The organism is Lysobacter sp. HA18 (assembly GCF_054057595.1).
Window position 1 is genome coordinate 295441 of record NZ_JBSRZL010000001.1, and the last position, 15965, is coordinate 311405.

Here is a 15965-nt window from a genome sequence, read left to right on the forward strand (position 1 = left end):
GAGGCGTCATTCCATGTCGTCACGCATGGTGACCTGCACGCTCGGACGCTGGCATTCGCGACGCAGCTGTTCCAGCTCGCGCAGCACTACGCTGCCGTCGGGCTGGGCGACGCGCACTGCATCGACCAGCCGATCGAGATGTCGCGCACCCGCCGAGCGCGGACGACCCGCACAGCGCACCGCATCCGCATAACCCGCAGCGCGCCATGCGAGCGGCTGCGGACGCACCGATTCGCGACCGGATGCGGCGATGACGTCGAGCAATTGCAATGCCACCGCATCGCCCTGCACGGCCTGCGCATGCGCGAGCGACAACTGCGCGAGGCGCGTGCGCGGATCGCGTCCGCCGTAACCGAGGCGCAGGAAGTGCAGCGCGCGGGTGAGTTCGGGAATCGCACGTGGATCGTCCGTCGCCGCATCGACATCGCCGAGCCGACGGTCGATGTCCGCCACCGATGCATCGGCCGCGCCATGGCGCTCGATGCGCATGGTCCGCGCTTCGTCGAGCAGGGCGCGCGCTTCGTCGTTCTGCCCGGCTTCGTGCAGCACCTGCGCCTGCAGCGCCAAGCTGTCGGCGATCGCATCGACGTCGCCGCGATGTCGGTCGATCGCGAGTGCGGCCTGCAGCGAGGACATCGCGGCGGGCAGGCGCCCGAGTTGCCATTCCACGCGCGCCAGCATCAGGTGGCTGTCGCGCAGTTCGGGGCTGTTGGCCGGCAGGCGCGCGCTGAGTTCGGCGTGGCGCGTGCGCAGCGGCAGCGCGGCGTCGCGATAACGCGACTGGTCGATCAGCACGTCGGCGAGTTCGCGGCGCACGGCGAGCGTGATCGGATGCTGCGCGCCGTGCACGTCCTGCGCGATGGTCAGCGTGTCGACGAGTTCGCGTTCGGCGCGTCCCGGATGACCGAGGCGACGCTCCACCGTCGCGATCTGCCGGCCGATGTCGACCTGCAGCGGATGGCGCATGCCGACTTCCGCATCGAGGCGATCGCGCGCGACGCGATACGTGCGCAGCGCGTCGTCGAACTCGCCCTGGTCGACCTGCAGCGTCGCAAGGTCGAGGCGGCTTTCGATTTCCGCGACCGCCGAACCCGGCGCATTGATCGACTGTCGCAGCGTGAGTGCACGGGTGAACAGCGAGCGTGCGCGCGGCACGTCGCCGAGCGCGCGTTCGCAGCGGCCGAGCTGCGAGAAGAATTCGGCGGCAGGCGTCGGCAATGCGGCCTGGCGGCTTTCCGCCAGCGTTTCCAGCGGACGCATGCCGGCCACGCACGCGCGCGGATCGCCCGTGCGTCGCAGCACGTCACCGCGCAGAGCACTCGCTTCGATGCGCAGGCTTTCGGGCATGTCGGCGTCGTGCTCGATCAGCGCGCGCTGGCGTTCGAGCAGTGCGAGCGCCTGCGGGTAGTCGCCCAGGCCCATGCGCAGGCGCGCGACGAGCCCGAACAGTTCGGCCTGCGATGCGGGCTCGCGCGCGAGTTCGCGATCACCGCGTTCCACAGCCGCGTCGAGCAGCGTGCGCAGGTCGACCGCGCCGGCGTCGCGCGTTTCCGCCGCCTTCTCGAACACGCCCGCGATGAAATCGCGCATGGCCTGCGCGCGTTGCGCTTCGTCGACCGCTTCGCGGCTCTGTCGCCAGGTCACGCCGACCGCGACGCCGACGAACACGACCGCCGCGACCGTGCCCGCCAGCGCCCAGCGGTGGCGACGCATGTATTTGCGCGCGATGTAGAGCAGGCCCTGCGGTCGCGCCTGCACCGGCCGGCCGTCGAGATGGCGCGCGAGGTCTTCGCTGAGTGCTTCGACCGACGGATAACGCTGCTCCGGCGGCTTGCACAGCGTGCGCATCACGATGTTGTCGAGGTCGCCGACAAGGCGCCGCGCGCGACGTCGCAACTGCTGGCGTTCGAGGCCCTGCTTGGGTTCCGCGAGCCGCTGCAGCATCTGCGAAGGGCGCACGGGATCGAGGGTCAGGATGGCCTCTTCCCACTCGGCATCGCTCTGGCGCTTGAGGCGATACGGCTTGGTGCCGGTGAGCAGTTCGTACAGCACGACGCCGAGCGAATACACGTCGGTCATGGTAGTGACCGGCGCACCGCGGATCTGCTCGGGCGCGGCGTAGTGCAGGGTGAACGCGCGTGCGCCGGTGCGGGTGTTTTCGCCGCGCGGCGCGCCGCCGTCGAGCAGCTTGGCGATGCCGAAATCCAGCAGGCGCACCTGCCCGTCCTGCGTCACCAGGATGTTCGACGGCTTGAGATCGCAATGCACGACGAGGTTGGCGTGGGCATGGCTGACCGCCGCGCACACCTGTCGGAACATGCGCAGGCGCGCGTCCAGCGGCACGTCGAGCCGCTGCCAGTACCGCGTGATCGGTTCGCCCTCGACGTATTCGAGCGCGAGGTAGGGAATGCCTTCCGTGCTGACGCCGGCGTCGAGCAAGCCGGCGATGTGCGGATGCGCGAGGCGCGCGAGGATCTGCCGTTCGCGTGCGAAACGCAGCCGCAGGTTCTGGTCGGTGAGGCCGGGACGTAGGAGCTTGAGCGCGACGCGTCGCTGGTAGAGACCGTCGGCGCGCGACGCACGCCAGACCTGCCCCATGCCCCCTTCGCCGAGCAGTTCTTCGAGGCGATACGGGCCGACCTCGCTGCCTTCGCGCAGCAGCGCCTTGGGCACGATGATCGGTTCGGCGAGGAAGTCGTCGCGCCCGTCTTCCAGCGCAAGCATCTTGGTGAGGTCGGCGGCGAGCGCGGCGTCGTCGCCCGCGATCTGCGTCAGACGGATGTCGCGCTCGGGCGGATCGAGCTCGAGCAGCTCATCGAGATGCGGCGACAGGCGCAGCCAGGTTGCGGCGTCCATGAGTCAACGACCGCGCACGCGACGCTCAGGCCGCCTGCTCGTCGCCTTCCAGGCTCGCGAGCAGGAACAGGCGCGCCTTCTGCCAGTCGCGACGGATCGAACGCTCCGAGCGGTCCTGCAGCGCGGCGATTTCGAGTTCCGACAGGCCACCGAAATAGCGCAGCTCGACCACCTGCGCCAGGCGCGGGTCGACCGCGGCCAGCTTGTCGAGCGCGCCATCGAGCGCGAGCAGGTCTTCGTCGAGGCGAATCGCGCCTTCGCCGTCTTCCGGAATCGAAGTGACGCGCTCCAGGCCGCCGCCGCGCTTCTGTGCGAGGCGCTGGCGCACGTGGTCGACCACGACGCTGCGCATCGCAGTGGCGGCGTAGGCGAAGAAATGCGCGCGGTCGCCGAACTGCGCGCCGTGGCTGCCGATGAGCTTGAGGTAGGCCTCGTGGACCAGCGCGGTCGCGTCGAGCGTCTGTTCCTGCTGGCCGGCGAGCTGGCGGCGCGCCATGGCGTGCAGCTCGTCGTAGAGGGTGCCGAGCACGCGATCGAGCGCCTCGCGGTTGCCATCGCGCGCGGCGTCCAGCCAGTTCGTGATGTCCGCTGCGTCGGTCATCGGCGCGTCCTCCAGCCCGGACTATACGCCGGCCGATGGGGCCGACTGTGGGCCGGAAGGCATGGGAGGCGGGTCTTGTTGGACCGGCGGTCAGCGTTGGCAGGCCGGACACCAGACGCTTGCACGTTGTCCGATCGACGCCTGCTTCAGCGCGCGCCCGCAGGCCGGGCAGGGTTCGCCACCACGGCCGTACACCGCGAGTTCCTGCTCGAAGTAGCCCGGCGCGCCGTCGGGGCTGATGAAATCGCGCAGCGTGGTGCCGCCGCGGCCGATCGCGTAGGTCAGGATCGCCTTCACCGCGTCGGCCAGCCGCGCATAGCGTTCGCGCGAGACCTTGCCCGCCTCGCGCAGCGGCGAGATGCCGGCGCGGAACAAGGCCTCGGCGGCGTAGATGTTGCCGACGCCGACCACCACCGCCTGGTCCATGAGGAAGGTTTTGACCGGCGCGCTGCGGCCGCGCGAACGCGCGAACAGGTAGTCGCCGTCGAACACGTCCGACAGCGGCTCCGGGCCGAGGCTGGCAAGCAACTCATGTGTTTCGCCGAGCGGCTGCCACAGCAGGCAGCCGAAGCGTCGCGGGTCGTTGAAGCGCAGCACGCGGCCGGAGTCGAGCGTCATGTCGACATGGTCGTGCGTGCGCAGCGGCGTGTCGGCCGGCAGCACGCGCAGCGAACCCGACATGCCGAGATGCAGCAACGCGCTGCCCGCCGCGGTGTCGAGCAGCAGGTACTTCGCGCGACGACGCACCGTATCGACGCGCTGACCCGGCAAGAGGTTCGACACCTCCGGCGGAATCGGCCAGCGCAGGTCCGGCCGACGCAGCGTCACGCCGGTGATGCGATGACCTTCGACGTGCGGCGCAAGGCCGCGTCGCGTGGTCTCAACTTCGGGCAGTTCGGGCATGCGGGTGGCCGTCGGTGACTACCCGCAACGTGGCGGCGCGGCGTGCATTGCGCAAGGCCGCGGCCGCTTTCACGTGAAGGTGCGCGGCCGTATGCGTGAACCGCCGACATCGACCCACTTTCCGGTGGGCCGGGGTACACGGCGCGATGGCATCATTCGAGCGTCGCCCGAGCGACACGGCCCTGCGGCCGCTTCCCCCTGGAGTGTTCGATGTCCTCTTCTATCAGCGATTTCCTGGTCGGCGGCGCACTGCAGCTGGGCTGGGGATCGATGCTGGTGTACCTGCTGGTCGCCACGCAGATCACCATCTTCACCGTCACCCTTTACCTGCACCGTTCGCAGGCGCACCGCGCGGTGGATTTCCACCCGCTGCTCGCGCATTTCTTCCGTTTCTGGTGCTGGCTCACCACCTCGATGATCACCAAGGAGTGGGCGGCGATCCATCGCAAGCACCACGCCAAGTGCGAGACCGAAGAGGATCCGCACAGCCCGCAGATCAAGGGCATCAAGACCGTGTTCTGGCGCGGTGTCGAGCTCTATCGCGAAGCGCGTGCGCAGCGCGAGGACATCGAGAAGTACGGCAAGGGCTGCCCGGACGACTGGATCGAGCGCAAGCTCTACACGCCGTTCGCGACGATGGGCCCGACCATCCTGCTGTTCCTGAGCTTTGCGCTGTTCGGTTTCAAGGGCGTCGCCGTGTGGGCGATCCAGATGGCGTGGATCCCGTTTTGGGCCGCGGGCGTCGTCAATGGCCTCGGCCACTGGTGGGGCTACCGCAACTTCGAGACCACCGACACCGCGACCAACCTCACCCCGTGGGCGGTGTGGATCGGCGGCGAGGAGCTGCACAACAACCACCACGCGTTCCCGTCGAGCGCGAAGTTCTCGCTGCGCAAGTGGGAGTTCGACATCGGCTGGGTGACGCTGCGCGGCCTGCAGGCGATCGGCCTGGCGAAGGTGCTGCGCGTCGCGCCGTCGCTGGATGTGCGTCCGAACGTCGCGATGCCTGACGGCGAAACGCTGAAGGCGCTGCTCGCGATCCGCTTCCAGGCGATGACCGACTACTACCGCGGCGTCACGCTTCCCGCACTGCGCGAGGAAGCGGCGGCCGCCGGCGCGAAGGCGCGCAGCATGCTGCCGCGTCCGCTGCGCAAGGGCCTCGCCGACGGCGGCCGCTGGCTCGACGACGAGAAGAAGGCGCGCCTGCAGGCGTTTCTCGCCGAGCGTCCGAAGCTCGCGACCGTCGCCGAATACCGCGCGCGCCTCGCGGCGGTGCTCGACGACCGCTCGCACGACGCCAAGGCCACGCTCGCCCGCCTGCACGCCTGGTGCCAGGAAGCCGAGGCCAGCGGCATCGCGTCGCTGCAGCAGTTCTCCGCGCGCATGAAGGGTTATGCGCTCGCGTCCGCGCACTGACATGCACACCGGCATTCGCCACCTCGGGGCCGCGCTGATCTGCGCGGCCTCGTCGTTTGCAGGCTTCGCGATCGCGTCCGGGCCGGTGTCGTCCAGCGGCGACTACCTCTCGCGCATGGACACCGACGGTGACCGCCGCGTATCGCTCGCCGAATTCCAGTCGTGGATGGGCTATGCGTTCGAACGCATGGACGCCGACCACGACGGCATCGTGTCGCCGGCCGAACTGCCGGGCGGACGCGGCAAGGCGATCTCGCTGGCCGAGCATCGCAACGCGCTCGCCGCGACCTTCGCCAAGCAGGACCGCAACCACGACGGTTTCCTCGACGCGCGCGAGCTCGCGGCACCGCCGCAGCGTTGATGGCGCGTACTGCGCCGCCGCCGATCGATGGCGTCGGGCCGAGTCGTGTGCAGCTGCGACCGGGTGATGGTGTGACGGTGCTCGATGCGCTGGTCGCGCGGTTTCCTTCGATCGATCGCGCGACGTGGATGTCGCGGTTCGCGCGTGGGCGCGTGCTGGATTCCGCGGGTTGCGTGCTCGAGGCGTCGCGCGAACTGACGGTTGGTGGCGACGTCTATTACTACCGCGAAGTGGCAGGCGAGCCGGTGTGTGCCGGCGTCGAAACGCTGCTGCATGTCGATGACGACATCGCGGTGGTCGACAAGCCGCATGGGCTCGCGGTGATGCCGGCGGGGCGGTTCGCGAGCGATACGTTGCTGGCGCGGGTGGTGCGCAGGCTTGGCGTCGCGGATGTCGTGCCGCTGCATCGGATCGATCGCGATACCGCGGGGTTGGTGATGTTTTCGCTGCGGGCCTCTACGCGCGATCCGTATTCGGCGTTGTTTCGTGAGCGGCGGATTCGGAAGCGCTACGAGGCGATCGCGCCTGCGTTGCCGTCGCTCGTGTTTCCGCTTGTGCGCGAGAGTCGGATCGAACGGGGGGAACCGTTCTTTGCGATGCGCGAGGTGGAGGGTGTACCGAACAGCTGCAGTCGTATCGATGTGATCGAGCGTGGCGAGGTGATGTGGCGCTATGCGCTCGAGCCGGTGACCGGGCGGAAGCATCAGTTGCGGGTGCATATGGCGGCGTTGGGCGCACCTATTGTTGGGGATACCATCTATGGGCCTGCACCGATCGGCGTGCCTGATGCTGGCGATGCGGCGTTGAAGCTGTTTGCGCGGTCGATCGAGTTTGATGATCCGGTCGACGGAAGAAGGCGCTGGTTTGAGAGCGGGTTTCGCTTGTAGTCGATCGGTGTCGTCGCGCCGCTCGCGTCCGACCGCTTGGGAGCAACAGCGTTTCGTCCGCTGACGCGCCCGAGTCACTTTCTTTGCTGGTGCAAAGAAAGTAACCAAAGAAAGCACCTTCCCCGATCAGATCTACAGCGCGCGATCGTGTGACTCCACCACGATCCGCACACTCGCCATCCTGGCTCGGGTGCGGACGGCGCACATCCATGTGCGCCGCCCTTCGGGTCCCACGATTGGGAGTGCGGTGAAGTCATTTTTGCGCTCGCTTGCTCGATGCGATGCGATGCGTTGCGACCGCGGCCGCAGCGTCGGCCCGTCGTAGCTAGGGCCGCGGTGCCGCCCCGATTTTCACTCGGCCTCGGGAAGCGACTTGGCCGAAGGCCGACTGCTTAATGCGTGACGTCATCAGTTCGCTGCTCTCGGCAAAAAAATGCGCTTAAGCGACAGCTCGCACCAATGCGCGGAGCGCCGAGGCCATCCGACGCTTTGCCCTTTCACCTCAACAGCCGCACTAATCGTGAAGACCCCGAAGGGGCGGCCGACAGGACGTCGGCCGTCGCCACCCGAGGCAGGATGCCGAGTGTGGCGATCGCGATATACGAACCCGATCGCAAGCTGTAGATCCGTCGGGAAAGGTGCTTTCTTTGGTTACTTTCTTTGCACCAGCAAAGAAAGTGACTCGGGCGCGTCAGCGCACGAAACGCCTTTATTGTCAGCCGCACAACGCGCCGCACGACGGGCCTTATTTAGCCGGCGCCCCAAACAAAACCTTCCGCTCCTCATCCGTCATAGGCTTTACATACGACGCCTGCGCATCCGCATAAACCCGCTGCGTCGCCTCACGCTCTCCGACCCGCGCAAACCACCGCTTCAGATTCGGCGTGTCATCAAGGTTCTGCTTGTGTGCCTCATGCGGAACGATCCACGGATAGATCGCCATGTCCGCAATGGTGTACTCGTCACCAGCGACGAAATCGCGATCCGCCAACCGCTTGTCCAGCACGCCATAAAGCCGCGCCGTCTCGCGTGTGTACCGATCGATCGCATACGGCACCTTCTCCGGCGCGTACACGTTGAAGTGTCCGTTCTGGCCCGCCATCGGCCCGAGGCCGCCCATCTGCCAGAACAGCCACTGCAGCGTTTCGGCGCGGCCGCGCAGGTCGGCGGGAATGAAGCGGCCGGTCTTTTCGGCGAGGTACAAAAGGATCGCGCCGGATTCGAATAGCGACAGTGGACCGCCGCCATCGGCCGGTGCATGGTCGACGATCGCGGGGATGCGATTGTTCGGCGCGATCGCGAGGAACTCGGGCTTGAACTGTTCGCCGGCGCGGATATCGACCGGCAGGATGCGGTGTTCGAGGCCGGTTTCCTCGAGGAACAGGCGGATCTTGTAGCCATTGGGCGTGGCCCAGTAATGCAGGTCGATCATGTCCGGCTCCATGCGGGGGAAGCGGCGATGCTAGGCCTCGTGCGCTACGTCGATGTCGTCGCCCTGCGCACGCAGCGTTGCGCCGGCCGATTGACCCGACGGCGACGAGCCGCGCGCTAGCGTCGGGGCCTTCATCGGAGCGACGGCCATGCACCGACACACCGACCGCAGCACGCCCGCTACGCGCACGCCGCCGCACGCGCCTCAGCGACGCCCCCCGGCGCCCGGCCTGCCGGCGCGCCTGCGCGGAGCCATCGAACCACTGCCCGATATCGACGATCCCGCGTTCGCCGAAGCGTTCGACCGCTATGCCGACTGCCGCGTCGTGCTGCTGGGCGAAGCGAGCCACGGAACATCGGAGTTCTATCGCGCGCGTGCGGCGATCACGCGGCGGCTGGTCGAGCGCCACGGCTTCCGCATCGTCGCCGTCGAGGCCGACTGGCCGGATGCGGCGGTCATCGATCGCCACGTGCGCCATCGCACGCCGAATGAAGATGCAGCGCCACCCTTCACCCGATTCCCGACGTGGATGTGGCGCAACGCCGAGATCGCGGCGCTGTTCCGCTGGATGCGTCACTTCAACGAGCCGCGCGACGCACGCGATCGCGCGGGCTTCTACGGCCTCGATCTGTACAGCCTCAACACGTCGATGCGAGCCGTGATCGACTACCTCGACGACGTCGACCCCGACACCGCCGCGGTCGCCCGCGAGCGCTACGCCTGCCTGACGCCGTGGGCGAAGGAACCCGCGCACTACGGGCTCGCCGCGCTCACGCACGAGCACGCGAGGTGCGAGGACGCGGTGCTCGACATGCTGCGGGAGATGCTCGAAAAGCGACTGGAGTTCGCGCGACAGGACGGCGCCGACGCATTCGAGGCCGAACAGAACGCACGTCTTGTCGCGAATGCCGAGAACTACTACCGCGCGATGTATCGCGGCGCCGCCGAATCCTGGAATGTCCGCGACGCCCATATGGCCGAGACGCTGATGCAGGTGCTGCGCGCACGCGGCGAGACCTCGCGCGCGGTCGTGTGGGCGCATAACTCGCACATCGGCGACGCGCGCTTCACCGAGATGGGCCGCGAGCGTGGCGAGCTCAACCTCGGCCAGTTGTGTCGCGAACAGTTCGGCCAGGATGCGGCGCTGATCGGCTTCGGTACCAGCACCGGCACCGTCGCCGCGGCCAGCGATTGGGATTCGCCGATGCGCGTCATGCAGGTCAAGCCGGCGATGACCGGAAGTGTCGAAAAGCAGTTCGTCGATGCGGGCGAGCCGCGCGGCGTCCTGCATCTGCGTGATGTCGAAAAGCCGTTGCGCACCGAGCTCGACAGCGAACGCCTCGAGCGTTTCATCGGCGTGATCTACCGGCCGGAAACCGAACGTTGGAGCCACTACGCGGAAGTGTCGCTGGCGCGGCAGTTCGACGCCTACGTCTGGTTCGAGGAAACGCGCGCGATCGACGCACTCGACGGCCCGCACGCATCCGGCGTGCCCGACACCTATCCGTTCGCCGTATGACGACGTACGCATCGCGGCGCCGCGCCGCATGAGCGCCGATCCCGCCGTCATCGGCGCTGTCCCCGCGTCGTGGCTCTGGATGCTGCTCGGCGCAGTGATCTACCCGCTATGGCTGGCCGCCGGCGTCGCCGACGTGCTGGTGCACTGGCGCGACCGCATCGAGCGCCGCACCGGTGTGCGCGAATCGCTGATGCACGTGGCGATGTGCATCCAGATGGGCATCCCGGTGCTGATGCTGCTGTTCCTCGAGTTCACCGCGCCGGTGTTTCTCGTCGCGACGGCCGCGGTGGTGCTGCACGGCTGGACGTCCTGGCGCGACTCGCGCTTTGCAGACAGCGTGCGGCACATCGGCCCGCTCGAGCAGAAGATCCATGTGGCGCTCGATGCCGTGCCGTGGATCGGCCTCGCACTCGTGGCGCTGCTGCACGCGCCGACATTGCACGGTCTGGTGACGCCGGGTGCAGCGGCCGACTGGAGCTGGCGATGGCGCGATCCGCCACTGTCGCCCGGGCTGCTGACGGTAATGCTCGCGAGCTCCGTGCTGCTCGGCCTGCTGCCATCGCTGCTCGAACTGCTGCGCGCGTATCGGCGTAGCCGCGCGCTGTAACCCGTTACGTCGCTGCGGCACACTGCGCAGGTCTTCCGAGGAGCCGCCCATGTCGTCCGAGACGATCCCCGTGCCGCCCGAGTTCGCCGCCAGCGCCCGCATCGACGCGAATGCCGCGCAACGCATGCGCGACGAAGCCGAGCGCGATCCGGACGCCTACTGGGGCCACATGTCGCAGCGTCTCGACTGGTTTCGTGCACCTACGCGCGTCCGCGACGTCAGCTTCGACCACGACGACTTCCGCATCCGCTGGTACGACGACGGCGAGCTCAACGCCAGCGTCAACTGCCTCGATCGCCACCTCGCCACGCGCGGCGACCGCACCGCGTTGATCTTCGAAGCCGACGATCCGTCGCACGCGCCGCAGCACGTCAGCTATCGCGAGTTGCACGCGCGCGTCTGCCGGCTCGGCAATGCGCTGCGCAACCTCGGCGTGCGCAAGGGCGATGTCGTCACCATCTACATGCCGATGACCGTCGACGCGATCGTCGCGATGCTCGCCTGCGCGCGCATCGGCGCGATCCATTCGGTGGTGTTCGGCGGCTTCGCGCCGCACTCCATCGCCGACCGCATCGCCGACTGCGCCAGCAAGCTGGTCATCACCGCCGACGAAGGCCTGCGCGGCGGCAAGCGCATTCCGCTGAAAGCGAATGTCGATGCGGCGCTCAAGATGCAGGGCACCAACTCGGTGGAGACGGTGCTGGTGGTACGCCACACCGGCGCCGGTATCGACATGCAGATGCCGCGCGACCGCTGGATGCATGCGGTGGTCGAAGGTCAGAGCGACACCTGCGAACCGGAACGCATGAACGCGGAGGATCCGCTGTTCATCCTCTACACGTCGGGCAGCACCGGCAAACCCAAGGGCGTGCTGCACACCACGGGCGGCTATCTCGTGTGGGCAAGCTGGACGCACGAAGCGGTGTTCGATCTTCGCGATGACGACGTGTACTGGTGCACCGCCGACGTCGGCTGGATCACGGGTCACAGCTACATCGTCTACGGCCCGCTCGCCAACGGCGCGACCGCGGTGGTGTTCGAAGGCGTGCCGAACTATCCGACCACGTCGCGCTTCTGGGAAGTGATCGACCGCCACAAGGTCACGATTTTCTACACCGCGCCGACCGCGATCCGCGCGCTGATGCGCGAAGGCGAGGCGCCGGTGAAGCGCACGTCGCGCGCGTCGTTGCGTCTGCTCGGCAGTGTCGGCGAACCGATCAATCCCGAAGCGTGGCGCTGGTATCACGAGGTGGTTGGCGACGCGCGGTGTCCCGTTGTCGATACGTGGTGGCAGACCGAAACCGGCGGAATTCTCATCTCGCCGCTGCCCGGTGCGACCGCATTGAAGCCCGGTTCGGCGACGCGGCCGTTGCCGGGCATCCGTCCCGCGCTTGTCGATGCGAACGGCGCGATGCTCGACGGCGCCGCCGAAGGCAATCTGGTGTTGCTGGATTCCTGGCCCGGCCAGATGCGCAGCGTCTACGGCGACCACGCGCGTTTCATCGAGACGTACTTCAAGGCGTATCCCGGCATGTACTTCACCGGCGACGGCTGTCGTCGAGATGAAGACGGGTACTACTGGATCACCGGTCGCGTCGACGATGTCATCAACGTCAGCGGCCATCGCATCGGCACCGCGGAAGTCGAAAGTGCGCTCGTCGCGCATCACGACGTGGCCGAAGCCGCGGTTGTCGGTTATCCGCACGACATCAAGGGCCAAGGCATCCATGCCTACGTGACGTTGAAAGCCGGCGTCGACGCGACCGATGCATTGAGCGCCGAACTCGTGAAAAGCGTGCGCACCGAGATCGGCCCGATCGCGACACCCGACCGCATCCAGTGGGCGCCCGGCCTGCCGAAAACGCGCTCGGGCAAGATCATGCGACGCATCCTGCGCAAGATTGCGGAAGGTGCGCCGGAGCAACTTGGCGATACGTCGACGCTGGCGGATCCCGCGGTCGTCGAGCAACTGGTCGATGGCGCGAAAGAATTGAAGTAGCGCGACATCTCGACGTCGCACAGGACGCGCGTCGCTACGTCGCAAGGCGCTCGCTGAAATACGCGATCGCCGCCGTCACCTTCGGCGGCGGCGTGCGTGCATACGGATGGATCGCATGCACGTCGATGCTCGATCGCACTTCGTCGGCCAGCACGCGCACCAGCTCGCCGCTCTGCACATGCGGATCGGCGAGGTAATCGGCGAGCAACGCGATGCCGCCGCCCGCGAGCGCGACCTGCAACTGGCCGAGCGTGCTGTCCACTGCGATGCCGCGCCCGATCGGCAACTCCAGCCCCGGCACCGACCACGTGCGCGCGTGTTCGTCATAGCGCAGGCAGTCGTGCGTCATCAGGTCGGCGGTGGACGTGGGAATGCCGCGCCGTGCGAAGTAGCCGGGCGACGCGACCACGGAACCGCGAATCGCACCCAAGCGCCTCGCGACAAGGCCGGAATCCGGCAGTCGACCGATGCGAATGGCGATGTCGTAGCGATCACCGACCAGGTCCGCGACGGTGTCGTCCAGCCGCAATGCGACCTGCAGGTCCGGATAGCGTTCGACCAATCCCGCCAGCACCGGCGCCACGCGCGCGACGCCGAAGCTGATCGTCGCGGTGATGCGCAGCAGCCCGCGCGGAATGTCGCGCAGGCGGCCGAGGTGTTGTTCGGCGGCGTCGGCCTGCTGCACCACGCTGCGGCAATACGCGAGCAGCGCGTCGCCGGCCTCGGTCGCGGCGACCCGGCGCGTCGTGCGGTTGAGCAGTCGCGTGCCGAGATGGCGCTCGAGCCGCCCGACCGCCTTGCTCACCGCGCCCTTGGTCAGCCCGAGCCGGCCACCCGCGGCCGTGAACCCACCGGCGTCGAGCACCGCGGCGAACACCGCCATGTCGGCGAGGCGTTCGGTCAGCCGAAGGTCGCTATTGGTGTGCATGTGGAAACAAAGAAGCCACGATCCGACGGATTATCAACCGCAGGAACCCGCGCAACACTGGCCGCCCATCCGAGGAGGTACCGCCATGAGCCGTCCCACGTTCCTCAAGACCCTCGCCACCCTGCTCGCCGGCGCCCACACCGCCGGCCCGGTTTCCGCTGCCGGCTGGCCCGATGCCGAACGTCGTCGCGCGCCGCGGAAGACCGTCGTCTGCGCCGAAGCCGCGCGTCCCGCCCTGCGTCCGGCCGCCTGCCCGTGAGCGTCCGCGTCCTGCGCGGTGCCGAAGTCATGGCGTCCCGACCCTGGGGCGCCGTTCCCGCCGCCGACTTCGGCGACCTCGCCGCCCGCATCCACTGGACCGACGCCGCCTACCCTTGGCACGTCAACGACGGCGCCGAGCTGTTCGTCGTCCTCGACGGCGAGGTGCTGATGCAATGGCGCGCCCGCGACGGCGCCCCGCTCGAGGAAGCCGAACTGCACACCGGCGACGTTTGGTCCGGCCGCGACGGCGTGGTGCACCGCGCGATTCCGCGTGGGGAAGCACGGGTGCTGGTGGTGGAGGCGCGGGAGGGGGAGACTTTGGTGGACTCTGCCTGAGGCGCGTGCCGTTAGCATGCGGAAAATGGCTTCCGACCCGGATACCGCGCGCTACCGACTGCATTTGACGGCCCCGTCGGACCGCCAGCACTACATCGACCTCTATCGCGATCCCGAGGTCATGCGGCATATCGGTGACGTGCAGGACGAGGCGCGCCTGCAGGGGGCCTTCGACCTGGTCTGTCGCCACAATCGTGCGCGGCTTCCGGGGCATCGCTGCTGGACGATTAGCGATCGTCTCAGCGACGCCTTCGTCGGCATTACGGCCTTGCGTCGGGACGGCGAACGCGCGGAACTCGGAATCATGCTTCGCCCCGATGCATGGAATCGGGGCGTCGCCAAGGAAGTCTTCGGCCCACTGCTCGAGTACGCCTTCGCCGCGATGCAGCTCGCAGTGGTCGACGCCGAACGCCGCGACGACGCGCATGCCGTACTGATCGACCGTTTGTTGCATCCGTTCGGTTTCTCTGACAGCCCGCCGACGGCGGCCGGGCTCCGACGTTGGGCGTTGCACTCCGAGCGTTGGCGCGCCTCCGCAGATAGCCGGCGATTGGCGTAGAGGGCTGGCCGGGTTAGGGTGGCTGGGTCGTTTGAGGGAGCGACCGATGTCCACCGCCGCGCGACCAGGCAGCCTGGTCTGCGTCGGGCTCGGGATGATGCTGGGGGCACATCTCGGACCACGCGCACGAAGTCATATCGAGCAGGCCGACGTTGTCTTCGTCGCGGCCTCGGATGCACTTGTCGAATTGTGGCTGCAGGAGATGCGACCCGATGTGCGCAGCCTTCAGCCGTTCTATGCGGAAGGTAAGCCCAGGCATCTCACATACCGCGAAATGACCGAGGCGATGCTCACCGAGGTCCGCGCCGGGCGACGGGTCTGCGGCGCGTTCTATGGCCACCCGGGCGTGTTCGCGAAAGTACCGCACGATGCAATCACGCAAGCGCGAGCCGAAGGCTTCGACGCGTCCATGGAGCCGGGCATCTCCGCCGCCGACTGTCTTTACTCGGATCTCGGTATCGATCCCGGTAGCGTCGGGTGCCAGCATTTCGAAGCCAGCCAGTTGCTGTTCTACCGGCGCACCGTTGATCCGTCCGCGTATCTGGTGCTCTGGCAGGTCGGGCTGGTCGGAGATCGCAGTCATCGCCGCTTCGGCACGTCACCGGCGCACCGCCAGCTGCTGGTGGATCGCCTGCTGGCTTGGTATCCGTCGGATCACGAGGTGCTCATCTACGAGGCATCCACTTCCCCGCTTGCGCCGGCGCGATGCGAGCGCCTTGCCCTGGACGAGCTGCCGAGGGCCGATCTGTATATGCATTCCACGCTCGTCGTCCCCCCTGCTCGTTCGATGGAGCCCGACGGCGACATGCTCGCCCGCATTGCGGCATTGGACGCAGACGAGCGGTCAGCTCCTGCCGCGCGCAAACGCAAAGATGTTCCCACCGCTACCCAGAAAAGAGGCCAGCTCCATGTCTGAAGCCATCAGGTTCTTAGAAACGCTTGCGTGTAACCCGCGTGCCGACGTGGCCGATTTCGAGGCGCTGCGCGCGTTGCCCATCGCGGTGCGCCGTGCCGTGCTGCAACGGGATACTTCGCGCTTGACCGCCTTGCTTGGCGGCCGGATGACGATGGCTTGCGCAATCATGCTGCCCGACAACGAAGAACCGGCCGATGCGCCCTACGAGCCGCATGATCAGCCGGACGAACCTGACCTGCCGGCTGACGGCATTTCCATGGCGGCCTAAGCGGTTATCCTCGGGTGTCCGGATCGGTCCGGACATCCGAGCGGTATCGCCGGCATGTGTCACTCATGAAAGCTCTCAGGCTCTGTCTCGCATCGCTCATCGCGATCGCTGCCGTC

16 protein-coding genes are annotated in these 15965 nt (G+C 67.7%); 11 read left to right on the top strand and 5 right to left on the bottom strand.

Going from position 1 to position 15965, the window contains the following annotated elements; genetic code table 11:
• Positions 1-6: 6 nt before the first annotated feature.
• The 3 genes from ACVWWW_RS01390 to mutM form a co-directional block, all read right to left on the bottom strand.
• Entirely contained in the window at positions 7-2856 is a 2850-nt protein-coding gene (locus ACVWWW_RS01390; RefSeq protein ID WP_027083576.1) for a serine/threonine-protein kinase, read from the bottom strand.
• Positions 2857-2881: 25 nt separating this feature from the next.
• Positions 2882-3457 carry an ECF-type sigma factor gene (locus tag ACVWWW_RS01395; RefSeq protein ID WP_027083575.1) on the bottom strand — a complete coding sequence of 192 codons (576 nt, stop codon included), beginning with the start codon at positions 3455-3457 and terminating at the stop codon, positions 2882-2884.
• Positions 3458-3547: 90 nt separating this feature from the next.
• Complete coding sequence (gene mutM / locus ACVWWW_RS01400; protein WP_027083574.1) at positions 3548-4360, bottom strand: bifunctional DNA-formamidopyrimidine glycosylase/DNA-(apurinic or apyrimidinic site) lyase; 813 nt, start codon at positions 4358-4360, stop codon at positions 3548-3550.
• Positions 4361-4570: 210 nt separating this feature from the next.
• Here mutM and ACVWWW_RS01405 point away from each other — a divergent pair, with 210 nt between their 5' ends.
• From ACVWWW_RS01405 to ACVWWW_RS01415, 3 genes are read left to right on the top strand one after another with little or no spacing between them, the layout of a single operon-like run.
• Entirely contained in the window at positions 4571-5776 is a 1206-nt protein-coding gene (locus ACVWWW_RS01405; protein WP_036142140.1) for a DesA family fatty acid desaturase, read from the top strand.
• 1 nt (position 5777) lies between these two features.
• Complete coding sequence (locus ACVWWW_RS01410; RefSeq protein ID WP_027083572.1) at positions 5778-6137, top strand: hypothetical protein; 360 nt, start codon at positions 5778-5780, stop codon at positions 6135-6137.
• Complete coding sequence (locus ACVWWW_RS01415; RefSeq protein WP_051235330.1) at positions 6137-7024, top strand: pseudouridine synthase; 888 nt, start codon at positions 6137-6139, stop codon at positions 7022-7024. The genes ACVWWW_RS01410 and ACVWWW_RS01415 overlap by 1 nt, the downstream gene beginning before the upstream one ends.
• 745 nt (positions 7025-7769) lie before the next feature.
• On the opposite strand, the gene ACVWWW_RS01420 is transcribed toward ACVWWW_RS01415, so the two are convergent.
• Entirely contained in the window at positions 7770-8456 is a 687-nt protein-coding gene (locus ACVWWW_RS01420; RefSeq protein ID WP_027082336.1) for a glutathione binding-like protein, read from the bottom strand.
• Positions 8457-8604: 148 nt separating this feature from the next.
• On the opposite strand from ACVWWW_RS01420, the gene ACVWWW_RS01425 reads away from it, so the two are divergent.
• The 3 genes from ACVWWW_RS01425 to acs are packed head-to-tail and all read left to right on the top strand — an operon-like array spanning position 8605 to position 12581.
• Entirely contained in the window at positions 8605-9975 is a 1371-nt protein-coding gene (locus ACVWWW_RS01425; RefSeq protein WP_051234887.1) for an erythromycin esterase family protein, read from the top strand.
• Between the two features lie 28 nt (positions 9976-10003).
• Positions 10004-10582: a hypothetical protein gene (locus ACVWWW_RS01430; RefSeq protein WP_051234885.1), complete on the top strand. Its 579-nt coding sequence runs from the start codon at positions 10004-10006 to the stop codon at positions 10580-10582.
• Between the two features lie 49 nt (positions 10583-10631).
• Positions 10632-12581 carry an acetate--CoA ligase gene (gene acs / locus ACVWWW_RS01435; RefSeq protein WP_036141614.1) on the top strand — a complete coding sequence of 650 codons (1950 nt, stop codon included), beginning with the start codon at positions 10632-10634 and terminating at the stop codon, positions 12579-12581.
• Positions 12582-12615: 34 nt separating this feature from the next.
• Here the strand turns inward: acs and ACVWWW_RS01440 are convergent, their stop codons facing one another.
• A complete protein-coding gene (locus ACVWWW_RS01440; protein ID WP_051234883.1) occupies positions 12616-13509 on the bottom strand; it encodes a LysR family transcriptional regulator in 894 nt (297 codons plus the stop codon).
• 85 nt (positions 13510-13594) lie between these two features.
• Between ACVWWW_RS01440 and ACVWWW_RS01445 the strand changes: the two genes are divergently transcribed.
• Genes ACVWWW_RS01445 through ACVWWW_RS01465 form a run of 5 tightly spaced genes read left to right on the top strand, consistent with a single transcriptional unit; the run spans position 13595 to position 15849 of the window.
• A complete protein-coding gene (locus ACVWWW_RS01445; RefSeq protein WP_155914186.1) occupies positions 13595-13768 on the top strand; it encodes a hypothetical protein in 174 nt (57 codons plus the stop codon).
• Complete coding sequence (locus ACVWWW_RS01450) at positions 13765-14106, top strand: cupin domain-containing protein (protein WP_027082333.1); 342 nt, start codon at positions 13765-13767, stop codon at positions 14104-14106. Before ACVWWW_RS01445 ends, ACVWWW_RS01450 begins: the two co-directional genes overlap by 4 nt.
• Before the next feature lie 25 nt (positions 14107-14131).
• Entirely contained in the window at positions 14132-14665 is a 534-nt protein-coding gene (locus tag ACVWWW_RS01455; protein WP_027082332.1) for a GNAT family N-acetyltransferase, read from the top strand.
• Between the two features lie 46 nt (positions 14666-14711).
• A complete protein-coding gene (locus ACVWWW_RS01460; RefSeq protein ID WP_051234881.1) occupies positions 14712-15581 on the top strand; it encodes an SAM-dependent methyltransferase in 870 nt (289 codons plus the stop codon).
• A complete protein-coding gene (locus tag ACVWWW_RS01465; protein ID WP_155914184.1) occupies positions 15574-15849 on the top strand; it encodes a hypothetical protein in 276 nt (91 codons plus the stop codon). Before ACVWWW_RS01460 ends, ACVWWW_RS01465 begins: the two co-directional genes overlap by 8 nt.
• The last annotated feature ends 116 nt before the right edge of the window (positions 15850-15965 follow it).